This is a genomic window from Bacteroides sp. AM32-11AC, from assembly GCF_003603515.1.
GTDB lineage: Bacteria > Bacteroidota > Bacteroidia > Bacteroidales > Bacteroidaceae > Bacteroides > Bacteroides uniformis.
The window spans coordinates 133,279-152,910 of record NZ_QTNH01000007.1 but is presented as its reverse complement, the minus strand read 5'-3'; the positions used below and the strand labels follow the sequence as shown (position 1 = coordinate 152,910).

The following is a 19,632-nucleotide window of genomic DNA, read 5'->3' as shown; positions in this document are numbered from 1 at the left end:
AAATTAATAATTAAAAATTAAAGGGAAGAAGAGTTGGGTTCTGCCGGGGCATTTACTGTGAACTTCACTTTCAGGATACGGCGGTTGTCCATCTCCAACACCTCAAACTCATAACGGCCGTAGGTCACCTTTTCATGGAGAGCAGGAAATTCCCCCTTCAGTTCCAGCAGAAGTCCGGCAAGCGTATCGGCATCCCCTGCCACCTCATCGAACGTTTCCTCGTCTATCTTCGTTATTTTATAGAAATCAGTCAGCTGGGTCTTGGCTTCAAATACCCAAGTGTGGTCATTCAGTACGGCATATGTACGTTCTTCATCATCGTATTCGTCATGAATTTCGCCCACAATCTCCTCAATAATGTCCTCCATGGTGACAATGCCCGACGTACCACCGAACTCATCGACCACAATGGCTATATGAATCTTGTTTGCCTGGAAATCGCGCAGCAAATCATCAATCATCTTGGTTTCGGGCACAAAATAGGCGGGCCGGATAAGCGACTGCCAGCGGAAATTATCCCCTTTGTTCAGATGGGGAAGCAAGTCCTTGATATAAAGCACCCCCTTGATATTGTCACGGCTATCCGCATAGATGGGAATACGGGAGTAGACATTCTCTACGATGCACTTCACCACATCTTTGAAAGGGGTACGGATATCCAGGTCCACCACATCAAGGCGAGAGGTCATGACCTCCTTGGCCGTTTCCCCGCCAAAGCGGATGATACCTTCCAAAATATTATTCTCCTCCGAAAGCTCAGCCTTGTCGGTCAGCTCCAACGCATGCGAGAGTTCATCGACCGATATGTTATGGTTCTTGCGGACCATATGTTTGTTCAGGAAAGAGGTGGAACGTACCAGCATAGATGCCATCGGATAGAATACGGAACGGCAAAACGTGATGCCGGGAGCGGCAAAACGGCAGAAAGCCAGCGTCTTCTGAGCCGAATATATCTTAGGCATGATTTCACCGAAAAGCAACAGCAAAAATGTAAGGACTACTGTCAGAATGAGGAACTCTGCAATGGGAGAATGAAATTGGAACACATTCATAAAGAAGAAGTTGCAGAGCATGATTATGGTTACATTCACGAAGTTGTTCGTAATCAGAATCGTTGCCAACAAACGTTCGCTGTTGTCCAGCAGATTACTGATTTTCTCATCCGAAGGATGCTTTCTCTCCGCTATTGCATTCAGGTCTGACGGAGAAAGAGAGAAAAAGGCTATTTCGGAAGCTGATGCAAAACCGGAAACAAGCAAAAGCAAACCTGCCAACACAATGGCTACAACGGCCGAAATAGAAGGAGTCTGTACGGATATACCGTTAAAAACATCTGCCAACTGGCATAAATAAGCGTCTGGGTCCAAAGATTTTGGTTTTAGTTAAACAATTAGAACGGCAAGTCGTCCGTCGGGTTATCTTGTGCAGGGGCAGCCTGCGGTTGTACTGGTTGTTGTGGCTGGGGGGCGGCTCCCGCCTGCGGCGCATAAGGGCCAGCACCGGGAGTTGCCGTTCTCGGAGTCAGCATCTCCATATTGTCGACAAATATCTCAGTCACATAACGCTTGATGCCTCCCTGGTCATCGTAAGAACGGGTACGTATCTTACCTTCCACGTAAAGCTTATCGCCTTTATGCACATATTTCTCAACGATTTCGCCTAAACGGCCACGGAATATCAGGTTATGCCATTCGGTACGGTCCGGAATCTGCGTACCATTCTGCAAAGTGTATCCTTTCTCCGTAGTGGCCAAAGAAAGCTGGGCAACACAGTTTCCACCTTCATAATAGGTTATTTTAGGGTCTTGTCCCACATTTCCTATCAATATCACTTTATTTACTGACATAAGCTTCTATTTTATTAATTTGCTGCCAAAATTAACGAGAATATTCACACCATGCAAGAATACAAACAACTTTTATACATATTTCTCCAAGAAAGCATGTATCAGCCGGGGTACCGCATAACGGCCCAAATCTTCGACTGCAACCCGTTGGTAACTTGAGAAGGAGCTCGAATTATCGGGCAGAGTAACCTCGTAGAAGTTGGTGTAAATCACTCTGTGGGACAATACGTGCTTCACCCCCCGAAGCAGTATACGGACCATCCGTACCTCTCCCTCTGCAAACAGCGCATGAAACTGCGGACATGCCAGAAATTCCTCTTCGGATAAATCTTTTTCCGTTTCAACCAGAGGCAATTCAAAGAGATTTTTCCAGATATCGTCCTCCGTCCTCTTATGTATCAAGGTATGCGCGCCCATGCGTACATATATATAATTAAAATAGCGGTTGGTGGTCTTGGTTCTGTGCTGCTTCACGGGCAGTTGCTGCACTTTTCCTTCAGACAATGCCCGGCAGCTGCCGGACAAAGGACAAAACAGACAGTTGGGCGACTGCGGCGTACACTGCACGGCTCCGAAGTCCATAATTGCCTGGTTATAATCTGCCGGCCTGGATTTATCGAGCACCTCACCCGCCAAAGCGGTAAAAGTCTTTTTCCCTTCAGTAGAATCAATGGGAACATCAATGCCGAAATAGCGGGAAAGCACCCGATACACATTCCCGTCGACCGCCGCATAAGGCATGTCATAGGCAAAGGAGCAGATGGCCGCTGCCGTATAATCCCCCACTCCCTTCAAGGCACGTACCTCTGCATAGGTTTTCGGAAATGTCCCCTTCATGCTTTTGGCTGCGGCATGCAGGTTGCGGGCACGCGAATAGTACCCCAGGCCCTGCCAATATTTCATCACTTCGTCCTCGGACGCAGCAGCCAGCGACACCACATCCGGGAAGCGTTTTATGAAACGCAGAAAATACTCATACCCCTGCGCCACTCTTGTCTGTTGTAAGATGATTTCAGAAATCCATATCAGATAAGGGTCCGTGGTATTTCGCCACGGAAGGTCGCGTTTGTTCTCCGCATACCAGTCCAACAATGTTCCGCTAAAAATATTCATGCTGCAAAAATACTTCATTTTCAGCCTAACAAAGCTTAATGCCAAGACTTTTTTAGAAAATTGTCCGAAATATATTTTTTAGAGCCACGGAAAAGCTATATATTTGCAGTCCAAAAAATTAGGAAAACTATAGTAATAATATTTTTTTTAAAGAAAAATGACTAAAGCTGATATTGTAAACGAAATTACAAAGAACACCGGAATTGATAAGACAACCGTACTTACAACCGTTGAAGCATTCATGGACGCAGTAAAGGCATCTTTATCCAAAGATGAAAATGTTTACCTCCGCGGGTTTGGTAGTTTTGTAGTGAAGAAAAGAGCCCAGAAAACTGCTCGCAACATCTCCAAGAACACTACAATAATCATTCCGGAACATAACATTCCGGCATTTAAGCCTGCAAAAACGTTCACCCTCTCAGTGAAGAAATAATAAACAATAGTATTAACCCATAAAAATTTTGAAGCTATGCCAAGCGGAAAGAAGAAAAAAAGACATAAAATGTCTACGCACAAGCGTAAAAAAAGACTAAGAAAGAACAGACATAAAAGCAAAAAGTAATTTTTAGTCTGAAGGACAAAATAAAGAACAAACTTGTGAAGCAAAATGTCTCGCGGGTTTGTTCTTTGTTTAAGTAGTAAATAGAATCATTTAAAAGCCAATTATTGTGACAAGCGAACTCGTTGTAGACGTACAGCCCAAAGAAGTATCCATTGCACTGCTTGAAGACAAGCAGCTGGTGGAACTCCAGAGCGAAGGAAGAAACATCTCCTTCTCGGTGGGCAACATGTATTTGGGACGCGTCAAAAAATTGATGCCCGGCCTGAATGCCTGCTTCGTGGACGTGGGTTACGAGAAAGACGCTTTTCTTCATTATCTGGACCTAGGTCCTCAATTTAACTCGTTAGAGAAGTACGTAAAGCAAACTTTAAGCGACAAGAAGAAGCTGAATCCCATTACCAAAGCAACCATACTTCCCGACCTTGAAAAGGACGGAACGGTTTCCAACACACTCAAGGTGGGACAAGAAGTAGTGGTGCAAATTGTCAAGGAACCTATCTCTACCAAAGGGCCGCGACTGACTTCCGAGCTTTCCTTTGCCGGAAGATACCTCGTGCTGATTCCCTTCAATGACAAGGTTTCCGTATCACAAAAAATTAAATCGAGCGAAGAGCGCGCACGCCTCAAGCAACTGCTGATGAGTATCAAGCCGAAAAACTTCGGCGTCATCGTCCGCACCGTGGCCGAAGGAAAACGTGTTGCCGAACTCGACGGAGAGCTTAAAGTATTACTGAAACATTGGGAAGATGCCATTACAAAAGTACAGAAGGCCACCAAATTTCCGACACTGATTTACGAAGAAACCAGCCGTGCCGTAGGACTGTTGCGCGACTTGTTCAATCCTTCCTTCGAAAACATCCACGTGAACAACGAGGCTGTGTACCACGAAATCAAGGATTACGTAACCCTCATCGCCCCTGAACGGGCAGGAATCGTGAAGCTGTACAAAGGTCAACTCCCCATTTACGACAATTTTGGTATCACCAAACAAATCAAGTCATCATTCGGCAAGACCATTTCATACAAAAGTGGTGCCTACCTGATTATTGAGCATACTGAGGCGCTTCACGTAGTAGACGTGAACAGCGGTAACCGCACCAAGAATGCCAACGGGCAGGAGGCCAACGCACTGGAAGTGAATCTGGGTGCAGCCGACGAACTGGCACGCCAGCTCAGACTAAGGGATATGGGTGGTATCATCGTGGTGGACTTCATCGACATGAATGAAGCCGAAAACCGACAGAAGCTTTACGAACGTATGTGTGCCAACATGCAGAAAGACAGAGCACGTCACAACATCCTGCCGCTCAGTAAATTCGGACTGATGCAGATTACACGCCAGCGTGTACGCCCGGCTATGGATGTAAATACGACGGAAACCTGCCCCACCTGCTTCGGTAAAGGCACCATCAAATCGTCCATCCTCTTTACGGACACCTTAGAGAGTAAGATTGACTACCTGGTCAACAAATTGAAGATAAAGAAATTCTCGTTACACATCCACCCGTACATCGCAGCCTACGTCAATCAGGGACTCGTCTCCTTGAAACGGAAGTGGCAGATGAAGTACGGATTCGGTATCAAGATTATTCCAAACCAGAAATTAGCATTCCTGGAATATGTATTCTACGACCTGCAAGGGGAAGAGATAGACATGAAGGAAGAAATCGAAATCAAATAAAAAAGACGGCGAAGGGTATTTATCTTCGCCGTCTTTTTTAGCTCTTGCTTTGGGGGAGCTCTCCCCAAACATGCCTTTCGTTATAAAGCCAAACGATAGATTTCCCTGCAATCAGTCATGGTCAGCTTCACGTAGTTGCCAAGCAGTTCGCCTTTATTGCGCCGCAGACTGACGAGCATACGGTCTATATCGGGATGCTCGATACCCAACTCCTTAAAGCCAACCGGCAAGCCCATGTAACGGAAAAAGTGTTTCAGTCGGGCAGTACCTGCCAAAGCCATCTCTTCCAAATCTTCGGACTTGGGTATATCAAAAACACGATGGGCAAACTGGGCTATCTTTGCCGGATTATGTTCCGCCATAAAAGCCATCCAGGCAGGGAAGATTACAGCCAAGCCGGCACCGTGGGCTACATTATAGATAGCACTGATTTCATGTTCCAGTGCATGGGATGCCCAGTCTTCCTCACGCCCTACTCCACAAGTTCCGTTATGCGCCACAGTGCCACACCACATAATGTTGGCACGCGCGGCATAGTTGTCCGGTTGCTGTTTCACCCGGTAAGCTTCTTTAATGATAGCTGTCAAGGTGCCTTCACAAAGCCGGTCGCTGATTTCCACATCCGGTGTATTCGTGAAGTAACGCTCCATGATGTGGGCCATCATGTCGGCAATGCCACAAGCCGTCTGATAAGCCGGGAGGGTGTAGGTCAGTTCAGGATTCATGATGGAAAATACGGGACGCAAATGCTCGGGGGCACAGAGACCCAGTTTTTGGAGTGTCTCTGTCTTGGTAATTACCGTATTGCCCGAACCCTCGCTTCCGGCAGCCGGGATAGTCAGCACCACGGCTACTTTCAACGCTTTCTCCACCTTGGCACGACCGATAAAGAAATCCCAGAAGTCCCCATCATAGAGGGCTCCGGCAGCAATGGCCTTTGCCGTATCTATGACCGAACCACCTCCCACAGGAAGCATCATATCCACCTGCTCACGACGGCAAAGCTGAATACCTTCGTATACCTTCCCGTCAATGGGATTGGGCTGGACACCTCCCATTTCGCAATAAGCCACACCGGCTTCCTGCAAGGATTGCTTCACCCTATCCAGCAGACCACTCCGTACAACAGAACCGCCTCCATATACTATCATCACTTTTTGTGCACCATACTTACGCGCCAATGCACCGACTTGCACTTCAGTATTCTTGCCAAAGACAAACTCTGTAGGACTATAAAAAACAAAATTATTCATTGTATACCTTATTTAATGTATCGACTGTATCTTTCAAAGAAGCGTCCGAACGCTCCCCACTTCATCAGTCCTTTCTCAAAAACAAAAATACCCAGCAATGCACAAGAGATGCCCAGCATCACATCAATCAGATAATGGTGTCCCGAATAGACAGCCGTCCACCAGATACCGACCATAATCACCGCAAACAACGCTATCAACCACTTTTTGCTGCGGTCCATAACCGCGTAGGCCAAAGCCACCACCATATAGGCGGCATGGAGCGAGGGCACTGCCGCAAATACATTGGCATTCCTTCCGTAAATGGAGTTGAAGATGGAGCATCCCAGCAATTCGTCAAAGCGCCCTAAGCCTGCCACATTGCCCGGAGTGTCGAGTATCGGCTCGAAACCATAATTCATGGCATACCAGGGCGGAGCAGCGGGATGGATGTAATAGCCGGCAAAACCGATGAGATTAACCAGCAGGAACACCATCGCAAAACGAAGATATACCTTACGGTCACCCTTCAGATAGAGCCACAACCCGAATGCAATGGGAACCGGTACCCAACAGAGATAGAATATCCCGGCAAAGAAATCGGCAACAGGACAATGGTTCAAAGCAAAATACTCACAAGGGATAAGGACAGCACCGTCTACAGACAAGCCAAAAAGGGATTTTTCTGCCTCATAAAGTCCTTTTACATCAATGGGATTCACCTGGTAATTGGGATATACGCGCATCCAGTCATACGAAATGCCGAATATGAAAAACGGCAACAGCGCCACTGCCAACTTACGGGTTGTCTGTCCGGCAAAGAACAATAACAGAAATACACCCCCCATCAGGAAATGTTCCGGACGAAGCCCGATACAGACCGCTGTCAGAATCAGGAAAAACGCTGTGATGACAATCACCAGCACTGCCTCTCTCACAGAGGGAAACAAACTATTTTTCATTCCTTGTCTTTCAGTAGTTTATAGCAATGCGCCAAGCGGGCAAATGCCGTCAAATTCGCCAATATTGCAATCACTGCCATAGGCACAATTAGTATCAGCATCGGGTCGAATAAAGTACAATCACCAAAGATACCGCAGAACATGGCACCGAGGGCAGTCAGCACAACGCGTTCGGGGCGCTGCATGAAACCGACTTTACACTCCAGCCCCAAACCTTCGGCACGGGCACGCACGTAACTCACCATCAGCGAACCTATCAGCGCAATGAATGTAATGATGGAGCCCCACAAATAGCCTTGCAGCATCAGGTAATAGAAGATGCCGAACAATGTCACGAGCTCGCTGTAACGGTCGAGTACGGAGTCGTAGAGCGCACCGAAAGTAGAACTCATTTTACCCACGCGTGCCACACGTCCGTCCATCATGTCAAACAACCCGGCAAAGAGCACAATACCGCCTCCCCAGCCCACATAGGCCAGTTCACCACTCTTGTACACCCCGGCATACACAAACAAGGCAGCCGCCACGATATTCAGTACCAGCCCCGTAGTCGTAATAAAGTTAGGCGTAATGCCAATTCTAATCATACCATGCACCACAGGATTGATAATCTTGTATATCACCTGCTGCAACCAATCTCTATAATTCATATTCGTCTTTTTTGTTCTCTAAATAATGTTTCAGAAAGCCTTTTATATTGTGATTACGATAAACGAAAAAACGTTGCAGATGGTAGTTCCAAAAAAAAGCTACCAGCACTGCTACTATTATCTTTGACAGAATAAATACATTGTCTATATAATATCCCAACAGCCCATTGACCCATGTCATGCCCGTAAGCCACTCGGTCAGTGCAAAAGTGCCCCAGGTATTCAGTATAATGCTGCCTCCCCAGACAAAGAGATATTTCACGGCAACATGCGTTTTCTTACAGTCTTCGGCATGGAACACCCATCCGTAATTAATGGCACAGTTTACAATGCCTCCTACCACGGAACCCGTGAATGTGGCATAAAGATAAAAAACAGCAAAAGCCTTTACCAGAAGGATAGTCACCAGAAAATCGACAAAGCTTGCGAATTGCGCAGAAATCTGGGCCTTGAAGAAGATCCAGACAGAATGGCGCCACGACACACCTTTGCCATTTGATTTCAACTGATTATCCATCTTGCCACAATCAAAATTATAAATCCGTAGACTCCAGACAGAATATCGTCCATCATTACCCCGATTCCACCCGGCAGACTTTCCATACGGCGAATGCCCAAGGGCTTGAATATATCAAACAAACGGAACAAGACAAATGCTCCCAATGCATACCATACATGTCCGGCGGGCGCCGCAAGCAAGGCAATCCACACACCGACCATTTCATCGACCACCACGCGCGAAGGGTCTTCGCCCCAAGATGCCTCCAGGCGGTTAGCAGCCCAGATACCGGCAAGTGTAAATACCAAAATCAATGCTACTGTCAGCCACAAAAGGCAGACACTTGAAACCAGATAAGACAACCCGAACCAGATAAGCGTAGCCAGCAAAGCTCCCGCAGTGCCGGGTGCAAAAGGAGAAAAGCCCGAGCCAAAGCCCGTACCGATAATGACTGGGAGGAGGGAGGGTTTCTTCATCAAAAAAGTAATGAGGTGATAAATGCGATAAAAACGGTAAAGTGATAAATGCAATAAAGTAATAAAAGTGATAAAGTGGTAAAGTGCTATCACTCTATCACCTTACCACCTTATTTTTATCACCTTATCACTGTTTTTTTAATCCAGATAACTCGGTGCTGTTTCACCCACCATGTTACGGAGAGTCTCTTTCACCATGCGCCATTGCTGGAACAAATCGTGTACTGGCTCATGCTCAAAATCGTGCATCGGGCTCTTGCAGAAGAAAGACAGCCACGTCTGGATGCCGCACATGCCTGCACGCAATGCCAAATCACTGAAAATAACCAAGTCGAGCGCGATGGGAGCAGCAAGAATGGAGTCACGGCACAGGAAGTTAACCTTGATTTCCATCGGATAGCCCATCCAGCCGAAAATATCGATGTTGTCCCATGCTTCCTTGTTATCCTTACGAGGAGGATAGTAGTTAATGCGTACCTTATGATAAACATCACCGTACAAGTCAGGATATTTCTCCGGTTCGAAGATATTGTCGATAACAGACAGCTTGCTGACCTCTTTTGTCTTGAAGTTCTCCGGTTGGTCGAGTACCTCGCCGTCACGGTTACCCAGAATATTCGTAGAGAACCAGCCGCTTACACCCAACATACGGGTCTTGAACATCGGAGCAAGCACCGTCTTCATCAAAGTCTGGCCACTCTTGAAGTCCTTACCGGAAATGGGCACATTCATTTTCTTGGAGAATTCCCACATAGCCGGAGTATCCACACACAGATTAGGAGCACCCATAATAAACGGAGCGCCTTCTGCAATGGCAGCATATGCATAGCACATACTCGGAGAGATAACTTCAGTATTGTTTTCCTTCATTGCCTGCTCCAAAGCAGCGAGAGATTCGTGCTCTTTGGACAGCGGAATATATATTTCGGTACTTGCAGCCCACAGCACAGCAATACGCTCGCAGTTATTGGCTGCCTTGAAGTTACGGATATCCTCACGCAACTGCTCTGTCATTTCCCAGCGAGTAGCAGCCTTCTTAATATGCGTACCGTTCAAACGTTTTGCAAAATTGTGGTCGAATGCAGCAGGCATCGGCTTGATGGCTTGCAGTTCGTCTTTTACCAAATTCAAGTCTTTCTCTTTCAAAACCTCGGCATACATAGCAGCTTCGTAGGCGTTGTCCGGGAAAATGTCCCAACCGCCGAAAATGATATCATTCAAATCAGCCAAAGGCACTATGTCTTTGATAAGTTTCTCTTTGCCATCCTGCATGCGCATAGCAGCCATTTGTGTGATTGAGCCTATAGCTTTTGCCAAGCCCTTGCGAGCAGCTAATGTACCGGTAATCATGGTGGTTGCAACCGCACCACCTACTCCGACTACCAGCACGCCCAGGCGTCCGGTTGCCGGCTTAATGTTTTCTTTCATTGCCATTGTATTATTTAGAGTTTAAAAAATTGCTCAAATTTAGGGTATTTTACTCAATTGGGATTAGTCATTTTATCCGATTTAATGTCCTATTAGTAAGATTTAAGTTAAAATGTCATGTGTAGACTGATTCTGAGCCCGGATTTGTCGATATTTGGTAAATTTCGGTAAGTCAAACGCCATACATAATCGACACGCAATACTTTGAAAATATTTTCAACACCTACACCTGCCTCTACGTATGGCGTATGCCCCATTGTAGTGCTGCCGGCAGGAAAACGGAACAAATCCTGCTGAAAAGCCGGATTATTCTTATCACTCAAATTCCCATACAAGCCGCGACAGGAAAGCACTTCACGCCATTTCAACTTTTTCAACAAAGGAATACGGTTGAAGAGCCAGCCGTTCAAGTAATAGGTCACATCCCAGGAAGCGTATTCATCGTTCATGAATTCCATGGCATTCATCAGTGAATAGGACTCGGGCTGTATGGTATAGGACAAGTTCGCGTTGGGAATGACGAGCAAAGGGAAAGGAACCTTGTTCCATACTTTCCCGGCCTTCAGGATAACGTCCGTATAACCGAATGCCGAGAACCAGAAACGCTTTTGAAAACCCGCTTCCGTATAGTGATAGGTATAGTCTCCTCCCAGTACCCCTTTGGCAGCCATGGTATGTGTAAGCGAAAAGACCGGAGCATCCAGCGAAACGGGGAAACGGTTCCATTGGGTTTGGAAGAATTTCTCGTTGGGAGCATAGCGCAGCTTCAATTCCAGTTCACTGGTCGAAATACTTTTTACATACGTATTACGGTCATCCTGCTTGACGAAAGGAATCAGATGGGATGATTCATCTTTACGCAGGCGCGCCGTCATCTGTACGGAAAAGCCGGAATGGAACTCATTGGTATAGGTCAGTTCCGCCTTCCGCTGATAACCGATACGGTCATCCTTCTGACGTTTCAAGGCAAGAAAAACATTATCCTGACTGGTATAAAGATAGTGTTGTCCATATTGATTGACGTCTGACAAGTAACGGAGCTTCAACGAATGTATAGGAAATTCATTGGCATATTCCTTCTTCCTATGAAAAGAATATTCCAGTTCGGCGAGTCCCTTTACACGATGGTCGCGAAAACCGTATGCCATATAGCCCCTGCCGAACAAATGCGGATTGAGCCATGCCGTCGTCATACCGCCGGCACGCAAGCGCACCCCTTCCAGTGTATTTCCGCTGATAGTGGTATTCATCATACCGATATAGAACAAAGGTTCTTTTTCCTTCGGAGCGGGAATATACCCCGTGAACAGCACCTTCAACACTTTCTCCGTCCAGAAATAAACGGGATAGCTGCGCAACTGGGCCATCATCTTGTCCACCGAAGTCTCTTTCTTGCTGACTTCCACCTGGCGGTTGGCATCCCAATATGCTTCCGAATAGCCGGAAGCCGATGTCTCTTCAATCACCTTTTCCGGTTTTCGGAAAGCCTGCAGAGCCTTGTCATCCGGTTCATACTGATAGTTTCTGTAATACACATCCCGCTTGGCATAAATACCGTCACTATTGTCCACCAACTTGAATTCCGTAGTGATACTCTCATTGAGCAACTGCCTCGTACCGTCCTCCGCGCGGTCAAAATTCTGTTCAATCTTCATGTAGTCCACAAAGTTCAGATTTATTTTCTGAGGAAAGTTCATGACGGCACGCTTTACAAAATAGGTACTGTCCAGCATGACGTATAAATGTCCCGTAAAACCGAACGACTCGGAGTTGAAAGGGACAAATGTCAAGTCAACACAAGGCTTTCCGGCAACGGTAAGCGTATCCATCAGATAATATTTGTAGAAAGACGGCCCAAGGGAGGAAAGCGGACTGACAAACTTATTGGTGAACAAGGTGATGTTGTTCTCATAAAGGTCTACATCGGTCATGGTGACACTGATAGCCTGCTCCATACCCTGCTGGGAAAGCATCTCGTCCACTCCTGCCTGCCTGCGGGCGGTGACCCACTGTTTCCGGCTATGCGGAGACTTGCGGTAATAGTCTGTGGCAAGTAACTCACGGTTGGAGATGGCCAGTACCGGCCTGCCGGTAACGGCAGAGGTATCGACATAATCCGTCAGAAACTTGAACTTACGGTAAAGCCACTTCTGTTGCTTCAAGCTGTCGAAGTTATTGATGGCAAAAGTCATCTTTTCATAGCGGTCACGTTTCCAGAAGTCGCGTTCGTCGGGCGAGTAGTCATCCCGATGCTCTATCATCTTGCGTACAAACTCCACTGCGGGATTATCCTTTTTCTTATACCGTTCACGTTTCGGCTTCACCACCACCTCATCCAGTGCATAAGTGGCTGGCGAAAGGGCAATATTGAACTTAGAAGACTTTGCAGGATGAATCAGCCGGACATATTCATTATATCCCACGGCCGAAATGACCAGCGTGGCCTCCGGGCGATAGGTCTTGAAGGAAAAACGGCCGTTATTGTCCGTCATCCCTCCCTCCGTAGTTCCTTTCAGATAAACTGACGTATAAGGCAACGGCTCCTTCGTCAACGAATCGGTGACAACGCCTTGCACCATATATTGTGCTCTCAATGGAAGAGTAACCAGCTGGATAAGCAGAAATACCCTAAAAAACAACTTCATACCTTGTTTTACCTAATTTGGATGGCAAAGGTACGGAAGAAAACTTTTTCTTAAAGTTCGGTTTTACGGAATAAATGTTCTAAAAAACTCCTTTTGTACAAAACACTTCCCGTTAAAAGCCGTTGTATAGCGAAACGACGCTCCAGAAAGCATCGGAACAACCAATATATAACCTAAACAACTTGATTATGGAATGGATTTTCAACCAGCTCAGGGAACGCCCCGAACTTGCCATTTTCCTCACTATATTCCTGGGATTCTGGCTGGGGAAACTGCGTATCGGTAAGTTTACGCTGGGCACAGTGACCAGTGTACTGCTTGTAGGCGTACTGGTAGGGCAACTGAATATAGCCGTACCGGGTCCGATAAAGTCGGTATTTTTTCTGCTTTTCCTTTTTGCCGTGGGCTATAAAGTGGGTCCCCAGTTCTTCCGCGGACTGAAAAAGGACGGATTACCCCAAGTAGGCTTTGCCGTACTGATGTGTGTATCCGTACTGTCAGTGACCTGGCTGCTGGCCCTGATGATGGGCTACAATGCCGGTGAAGCTGCCGGACTGCTGGCCGGTTCGCAAACCATCTCCGCCGTCATCGGAGTGGCAGAAGACACCATGGCCAATATGGGACTGGACGAGGCCCAACGACAAAGTTACGTCAACATCATTCCCGTATCCTACGCCGTCACCTACATTTTCGGTACTGCAGGCTCGGCATGGGTCCTATCATCCATCGGTCCCAAGATGCTGGGCGGGCTGGAAAAGGTGAAAGCCGCCTGCAAGGAACTGGAGGCGAAGATGGGCAGCTCTCTGGCTGACGAACCGGGATTCATGCCAGCAGCACGCCCCGTCACTTTCCGTGCCTACCGGGTCGAAAACGAATGGTTCAAGAATGGAAAGCGGGTGATTGACCTGGAAGTCTACTTCCGGCAGCACGACAAACGTCTATTTGTGGAACGCCTCCGCAAATCCGGAGTTGTGGTGGAAGTCAGCATGAACATACAGATAGAGCCGGGAGACGAAGTAGTGCTAAGCGGACGCCGCGAATACATCATAGGCGAAGAAAGCTGGATAGGGCCGGAAGTACAAGATGCCCAGCTCCTGGATTTTCCTGCCGAAAAGTTACCGGTTACAATCACACGCAAGACGGTTGCCGGCAAGACGGTTGCAGTTATCCGAAGGGAAAAGTTCATGCACGGTGTCAGTATCCGGAGCATCAAGCGCGCCGGAATATCCATTCCCGTGCTGGCACAAACGGTAGTAGATGCCGGCGACGTCATCGAAGTGGTAGGTACCAGGCAGGAAGTGGAAGCAGCAGCCAAACGTCTGGGGTATATAGACCGCCCTACCAACCAGACGGACATGATATTCGTAGGCCTGGGTATCCTTGTCGGAGGTTTGTTCGGAGCACTTTCCGTCCATATCGGCGGCATCCCCATCAGCTTGAGCACAAGCGGCGGCGCATTGATTGCCGGCTTGTTCTTCGGCTGGCTCCGCAGTAAGCACCCCACCTTCGGGCGCATTCCCGAACCTTCGCAATGGGTGTTGAACAATGTCGGTCTGAACATGTTCATCGCGGTAGTGGGCATTTCGGCAGGTCCCAGTTTCGTGCAGGGCTTCCACGACGTAGGTATCAGCCTGTTTCTGGTGGGAGCAGCCGCCACCGCCCTGCCGCTGATTATCGGCTTGCTGCTGGCAAGGTATGTTTTCAAGTTCCATCCGGCACTGGCTTTGGGCGTCTGCGCGGGGGCACGTACCACTACGGCCGCTTTAGGCGCGGTGCAGGATGCCGTTGAGAGTGAGACACCTGCTCTGGGATACACCGTGACCTATGCCGTGGGCAATACCTTATTAATAATATGGGGTGTAGTCATCGTTTTGCTAATATAAGACGATTCTGTACCAATGCTTACTAATCCGGAGCATTCAAAGAATTATTGCCGGAAATGCAAGCGACTATATACCCATTCACTAATAGCTATTCGTCCGACAGCTGTCGGACGATAATTCAACAGTTGTCGGACGATGATTCAACAACTGTCGGACGAAAAGGAAACATATATCGGACGATTAATTTCAAGCAAGGAAAGAAATAGTATACCGCATGAACAGAGATTATTCGCCGAATGACTGAAAACAATAAATAACGAACCTAAACTTGAGCTTATGGATACAAAACTTTTAGAAAAGAAAATGGAATCTATCAGTCCTTTCGAACTGAAGAACCGCCTGATAGACATGGCAGACGAGAGTCTGAAGAAAACCGCCCGTACCATGCTGAACGCAGGGCGCGGCAACCCCAACTGGATTGCAACCGCTCCACGCGAAGCCTTCTTCCTGTTGGGAAGCTTCGGCCTGGAAGAGTGCCGCCGCATCATGGATTTGCCCGAGGGAATTGCAGGCATCCCCGAAAAAAAAGGCATTGCCTCTCGCTTCGAAGCCTTCTTGAAAAAGAACAATAACGTACCGGGCGCCAAATTGCTGGAACAAACCTACAACTACCTGCTGATGCAGCATGCCGCCGACCCCGACAGCCTTGTACACGAATGGGCCGAAAGCATTGTAGGCGATCAGTATCCCGTGCCCGACCGCATCCTTCATTTTACGGAAATCCTTGTGCAAGATTACCTTTCGCAAGAGATGTGCGACAACCGTCCTCCCCGGGGTGCCTATGACTTGTTTGCCACCGAAGGTGGAACAGCCGCCATGTGCTACATCTTCGACTCCCTGCAGGAAAACTTCCTGCTGAACAAAGGGGACGGCATCGTCCTCATGGTTCCTGCCTTTACCCCCTATATTGAAATCCCACAACTCAGCCGCTACCAGTTTCGAGTGACCAAAATACATGCCAACCGCATGAATAACGAAGGGATGCACCTCTGGCAGTACAGCGACGAAGACATAGACCGCTTGAAAAGCCCTAAAATCAAGGCCCTCTTTGTCACCAATCCCAGTAATCCGCCCAGCTACACACTCAGTCCGGATACAATGGCGCGCATCGTGAGCATCGTCAGAAATGACAACCCTAATCTGATGATTATTACAGACGACGTATACGGTACATTCAGTCCGCACTTCCGTTCGTTCATGGCAGAAATTCCCTACAATACGCTTTGCGTCTATTCATTCTCCAAATACTTCGGTGCCACCGGATGGCGCAATGCGGTCATTGCCCTGCACGAATTCAACCTGTTCGACAAGCTGATAGCCAAACTGCCGAAAGAGAAACGGGAGATTCTGCACCACCGCTACTCCACCCTCACTCTGGAACCTGAAAAACTGAAGTTTATCGACCGTATGGTTGCCGACAGCCGTCAGGTGGCACTGAACCATACCGCCGGACTGTCATTGCCACAACAGATGCAGATGGGCCTTTTCGCCGCCTTTGCCCTGCTGGACAAGGAAAACAAATACAAGCAAAAGATGCAGGAGATTATCCACCGCCGATTGCATGCCCTTTGGGAGAATACCGGTTTCACGCTGACGGAAGACCCGTTGCGCGTAGGTTATTATACAGAAATCGACATGCTGGTTTGGGCAAAGAAGTTCTATGGGGACGACTTTGTAGAATATCTGAAACGCACCTACAGCCCGCTGAACGTAGTCTTCCGCCTTGCCAAAGAAACCTCTCTGGTGCTGCTGAACGGCGGTGGTTTTGACGGCCCCGAATGGAGCGTACGCGCCTCACTCGCCAATCTGGACGAGAAAGACTATGCAACCATCGGCCAAGGCATCAAAAAGATACTGGAGGAGTATGCAAAAGAATTCTTTAAAAATGGAAAGGCGAAAGGTAAAAATGGAAAGGCGAAAGGTAAAAATTGAAAGGTGAAAGGTAAAACTTTCAAATTTTAATTAAATAGTATACGGAAGCGGGTCAATCCATCGTTGTAGGTACGTAGGGAGAACGTGCAACCATGACGGCTCAAAACTTCCCGGATAAACACCAGGCCAATTCCCTGCCCGTTCGGCTTGGTGGAAAAGAAGGGACTGAAGAGTTTAGCTTCGGTCTCTTTACTTATCCCCGGACCATTGTCAACGACTTCCACAGAAGCGGGGGCAGTGGTCCTTACTATTATCTCACCTTGCTGTCCGTTTTCTCCGGCATCCCCCTCTATACTTTCGGCAGCATTCTTGATGATATTCACAAGCACCTGCTCAAAAAGAGAAGCATCCATACGCACCATTCCCACCTCCGGGTCGCATTCCAGACGTAGCTCTATATTGCGGTCATTGCACATTCCTTCCATGAAACGCTTGCACATGGACACCAACTCATTCAGCTGGACGGGTGCCAGGGTAGGTTCGGGTATCTTTACCACATCTGCAAAACGGGTAATGAAACGGCTCATCGAGAAACAACGCTCCGTACAGACGCGCATCACGTCGCAGATGTCCTCCATATCATCTTCTGTAGAAAGTGCCTGCTCCACTGTATCGAGTGTGGAAGTGATGCCCGCAGTGGTATTGTTCACTTCATGAGCTATCATGCGGATTACCTTTTCATAGGCACGCTTCTCGGCACGCATCACTTCTTCCGTCATACGCTCTATCAAGAAAAAAGGATGTTTGAACCCTCTGTCAATAAAAGAAGAATGGGTGCATTTATAAATATTCGCATCATTGAGACGGACCACCGCCGTCTCGTCTTTGGGAATAGACGAAAGTTCGGCAGCCAACGGGGAGTCCATCTGGTCCAGCCGTTTTGTCATCGCCTCCTCCATACGGACACCGAGCATCTTTACCGCCATCGGATTCAGTTGCGACACTTCATCGTCCATTGTCAGGATAATAACCCCCATTGGAGATGCCTGAATCAACAAATCCAAGAAGTGATTCTGCTCGCGCATGCGCAACCGTTCATTCTTGAGCTGCTCCATCATTCGGTTAAAGATATTCACAATGCGGTCTGCCTCGTACTGCCCTACCCGGCTGAGACGGCTACTGAAATCCTGCTCGCGCAGCAACTCCATACCGCTGCCGATGGTATTCATCGGCTTCACTATCTTATTATAGAATACTATCAGATAGATAAGGATAAACCCGATGAGCCCCTCCAATACGTACAGATACAAAGAAGGCTTCCCACTCAGCAGATATACCAGCATTCCACCCAGACCGAGCAGAAAAAGGACAAGTATGAAGAAAAAGAATTTTATGCGCACGGGACTTGAATATTATATTTTTCCAAACGTCTGTAAAGCGCAGCGCGGCTGATGCCTAATGACACTGCCACTTGACTGAGATTCCCTTTATGCTGTTCCAACGCCTGCAAGATAGTCTGCCGCTCTATTTCATCCAAGGTCATACCTGCAAAAGAAGTACCTTCGGCAGCTTTGGCCGGTTCGTCGTGACGCAGATATTGGGCATCGAAATCCGTGGCATCCAGCACCGGCTTGCCGCTGACCAGAATGGTACGCTCCACCAGATTCTTCAACTCACGAATGTTGCCCGGATAAGGCAGGCGGGAAAGGAAATTCAGAGCGTCGGCCGAGAAATCCGTACGCGGCAAGCCGTTCACCTCTGCCTGACGGTCGGCAAAATGACGTGCCAGCAAAGGTATATCCTCACGGCGCTCCCGCAAGGAGGGCAGTTTTACGGTAATCAGGTTGATACGGTAAAAAAGGTCTTCACGGAAAGTACGTTCGGACACCATCTTGCGGAGGTCTGCATTAGTGGCGGAAACGACGCGCACATCGACTTTGCGGGGACGGCTATCGCCCAGCACTTCGAATGTCTGGTCCTGAAGCACGCGCAGCAGTTTCACCTGGCAGGAAGGGTCGAGGTCACCAATCTCGTCGAGGAAGATGGTACCTTTGTTTGCCATTTCAAAACGCCCTATACGGTCGGCACTGGCATCGGTAAACGCCCCTTTCTTATGGCCGAACATCTCGCTCTCGAACAAGCTCTGCGAGATGCCACCAAGGTTCACCTTGACAAAGGGCTGCTTCACGCGTTGGCTGTTGATATGGATGGCTTCGGCAATCAGCTCCTTGCCCGTTCCGCTTTCGCCCGTAATCAGCACCGAAGCATTGGTACGGGCTATGCGAGCCACTGTGTTCAGCACTTCCATCAGCCCTTTGGACTTACCTATAATATGGCTGCGATTCAATGCGGTAGTCTGCTCTTCCGGCACCTCTTTCGGGGCGGCCGTAAGTTCAAGGGCCGTCTCGATGCGCTGCAAAAGAGCAGCATTGTTCCAAGGCTTGGTTATGAAATCGAATGCGCCGGCCTGCATACCCTGCACGGCAAGCTGGATACTTCCCCATGCCGTCATCAAAATAACGGGCACATCGGGACGGAACACCTTTACCTGCTTCAATAAGGTAAGTCCCTCTTCTCCGGTAGTGGAAAGAGTGAAGTTCATATCCATCAAAATCAAGGCGGGAGCTTCGGCCCTAACTATATCCATAGCTTCGCGAGGGCCCGGAGCCGTTTTCACCTCATATCCGGCACGCTTCAGCATAAAGCTGAGGGAAGAGCGCACAGCACTATCGTCGTCTATTATCAGTATCATAAAAATTGTAGTTTGTTTCCCGCAAAAATAA

Annotated in this window: 16 protein-coding genes; 4 read left to right on the top strand and 12 right to left on the bottom strand. The window is 48.1% G+C overall.

What is annotated here, in order from left to right; genetic code table 11:
- Positions 1-17: 17 nt before the first annotated feature.
- The 3 genes from gldE to mutY all read right to left on the bottom strand — a co-directional run bounded on the left by gldE (position 18) and on the right by mutY (position 2,959).
- Positions 18-1,367 carry a gliding motility-associated protein GldE gene (gene gldE, locus DW800_RS09570; RefSeq protein WP_005826743.1) on the bottom strand — a complete coding sequence of 450 codons (1,350 nt, stop codon included), beginning with the start codon at positions 1,365-1,367 and terminating at the stop codon, positions 18-20.
- 23 nt (positions 1,368-1,390) lie between these two features.
- On the bottom strand, positions 1,391-1,846 hold the full coding sequence (locus tag DW800_RS09565) for a single-stranded DNA-binding protein (protein ID WP_005826745.1): 456 nt from the start codon (positions 1,844-1,846) through the stop codon (positions 1,391-1,393).
- Between the two features lie 72 nt (positions 1,847-1,918).
- Positions 1,919-2,959 (bottom strand): A/G-specific adenine glycosylase, encoded by a 1,041-nt coding sequence (gene mutY, locus DW800_RS09560; RefSeq protein WP_051009002.1) that lies wholly within the window; start codon positions 2,957-2,959, stop codon positions 1,919-1,921.
- A gap of 157 nt (positions 2,960-3,116) precedes the next feature.
- Here mutY and DW800_RS09555 point away from each other — a divergent pair, with 157 nt between their 5' ends.
- Both DW800_RS09555 and DW800_RS09550 read left to right on the top strand, forming a co-directional pair.
- Positions 3,117-3,392, top strand: a complete 276-nt coding sequence (locus tag DW800_RS09555; RefSeq protein ID WP_005826750.1) for an HU family DNA-binding protein — start codon at positions 3,117-3,119, stop codon at positions 3,390-3,392.
- A gap of 235 nt (positions 3,393-3,627) precedes the next feature.
- A complete protein-coding gene (locus DW800_RS09550) occupies positions 3,628-5,202 on the top strand; it encodes a ribonuclease E/G (RefSeq protein WP_005826752.1) in 1,575 nt (524 codons plus the stop codon).
- Positions 5,203-5,282: 80 nt separating this feature from the next.
- Here the strand turns inward: DW800_RS09550 and DW800_RS09545 are convergent, their stop codons facing one another.
- The 7 genes from DW800_RS09545 to DW800_RS09515 form a co-directional block, all read right to left on the bottom strand.
- Positions 5,283-6,455: an iron-containing alcohol dehydrogenase gene (locus tag DW800_RS09545; RefSeq protein WP_119958018.1), complete on the bottom strand. Its 1,173-nt coding sequence runs from the start codon at positions 6,453-6,455 to the stop codon at positions 5,283-5,285.
- A gap of 8 nt (positions 6,456-6,463) precedes the next feature.
- Positions 6,464-7,396: a phosphatase PAP2 family protein gene (locus tag DW800_RS09540; RefSeq protein ID WP_005835967.1), complete on the bottom strand. Its 933-nt coding sequence runs from the start codon at positions 7,394-7,396 to the stop codon at positions 6,464-6,466.
- The gene (locus DW800_RS09535; RefSeq protein ID WP_005826758.1) at positions 7,393-8,046 is read right to left on the bottom strand and encodes a CDP-alcohol phosphatidyltransferase family protein; all 654 of its coding nucleotides are present in this window, start codon (positions 8,044-8,046) and stop codon (positions 7,393-7,395) included. The genes DW800_RS09540 and DW800_RS09535 overlap by 4 nt, the downstream gene beginning before the upstream one ends.
- Positions 8,036-8,563: a GtrA family protein gene (locus DW800_RS09530; protein ID WP_005826761.1), complete on the bottom strand. Its 528-nt coding sequence runs from the start codon at positions 8,561-8,563 to the stop codon at positions 8,036-8,038. Before DW800_RS09530 ends, DW800_RS09535 begins: the two co-directional genes overlap by 11 nt.
- The gene (locus tag DW800_RS09525; protein WP_035449646.1) at positions 8,548-9,021 is read right to left on the bottom strand and encodes a phosphatidylglycerophosphatase A; all 474 of its coding nucleotides are present in this window, start codon (positions 9,019-9,021) and stop codon (positions 8,548-8,550) included. Before DW800_RS09525 ends, DW800_RS09530 begins: the two co-directional genes overlap by 16 nt.
- A gap of 138 nt (positions 9,022-9,159) precedes the next feature.
- Entirely contained in the window at positions 9,160-10,449 is a 1,290-nt protein-coding gene (locus DW800_RS09520; protein ID WP_034525517.1) for an inositol-3-phosphate synthase, read from the bottom strand.
- Between the two features lie 107 nt (positions 10,450-10,556).
- The gene (locus tag DW800_RS09515) at positions 10,557-13,094 is read right to left on the bottom strand and encodes a DUF5686 and carboxypeptidase-like regulatory domain-containing protein (RefSeq protein ID WP_035449404.1); all 2,538 of its coding nucleotides are present in this window, start codon (positions 13,092-13,094) and stop codon (positions 10,557-10,559) included.
- A 188-nt stretch (positions 13,095-13,282) separates the two neighbouring features.
- Here DW800_RS09515 and aspT point away from each other — a divergent pair, with 188 nt between their 5' ends.
- Together aspT and aspD are read left to right on the top strand one after the other, a co-directional pair.
- Positions 13,283-14,977, top strand: coding sequence for an aspartate-alanine antiporter (gene aspT, locus DW800_RS09510; protein ID WP_119958017.1), 1,695 nt, complete (start codon positions 13,283-13,285; stop codon positions 14,975-14,977).
- Positions 14,978-15,253: 276 nt separating this feature from the next.
- Positions 15,254-16,909, top strand: a complete 1,656-nt coding sequence (gene aspD / locus DW800_RS09505; RefSeq protein WP_119958016.1) for an aspartate 4-decarboxylase — start codon at positions 15,254-15,256, stop codon at positions 16,907-16,909.
- A 26-nt stretch (positions 16,910-16,935) separates the two neighbouring features.
- Here aspD and DW800_RS09500 read toward each other — a convergent pair whose 3' ends face one another.
- Entirely contained in the window at positions 16,936-18,249 is a 1,314-nt protein-coding gene (locus DW800_RS09500; protein ID WP_119958015.1) for a sensor histidine kinase, read from the bottom strand.
- Positions 18,240-19,601 carry a sigma-54-dependent transcriptional regulator gene (locus tag DW800_RS09495; protein WP_005835956.1) on the bottom strand — a complete coding sequence of 454 codons (1,362 nt, stop codon included), beginning with the start codon at positions 19,599-19,601 and terminating at the stop codon, positions 18,240-18,242. Before DW800_RS09495 ends, DW800_RS09500 begins: the two co-directional genes overlap by 10 nt.
- Between the last annotated feature and the right edge of the window lie 31 nt (positions 19,602-19,632).